Origin of the sequence: Sedimenticola sp. (assembly GCF_050289425.1) — a bacterium.
Classification (GTDB): Bacteria; Pseudomonadota; Gammaproteobacteria; order Chromatiales; family Chromatiaceae; genus Sedimenticola.
Genome location: NZ_JBNKFS010000054.1, coordinates 1 through 544 on the forward strand (window position 1 = coordinate 1; position 544 = coordinate 544).

The 544-nt window shown below is 59.0% G+C and carries 1 protein-coding gene; it reads right to left on the reverse strand.

Annotated features, from left to right (window positions below):
- On the reverse strand, window positions 1–544 hold a 544-nt coding region (proB, locus tag ACQY5R_RS18175; RefSeq protein WP_428610704.1), incomplete at both ends, for a glutamate 5-kinase.

Here is a 544-nt window from a genome sequence, read left to right on the forward strand (position 1 = left end):
CGCTTGCGCGCCGCCTGGGGCTGCTGCTCAGCAACCAGCAAGGTACCGAGCATCTCCCCCGCCCGCAACCGCAACAACACCTGCTCGGTGCGCCCACCGGCGATCAGTGTATGCGCGCCCGAACGCGCCGCAAGCCGCGCCGCCCGCACCTTGGTAATCATCCCTCCCTGCCCCAGTCTGCCACCGTCTCCAGCCATGGCCTGCAGAGTCTTATCCAATGCCGATGTTTCGCTGATAATCTCCGCCTTGGGGTGTGTGCGCGGATCGCGCTGATACATACCATTCTGATCGGTGAGAATGACCAACATCTCAGCCTCGACCAGATTCGCCACCAGCGCCGCCAGGGTATCGTTATCGCCAAAACGAATCTCCTCGGTCACCACAGTATCGTTTTCATTCACCACGGGCACAACACCCAGCTTTAGCAGTGTACGCAGGGTGGAACGCGCATTGAGATAACGCTGACGGTTGGATAAATCATCGTGGTCCAGCAACACCTGAGCAGTGTGCAATCCATACTGCTGAAATGCCCGCTCATAAGTCT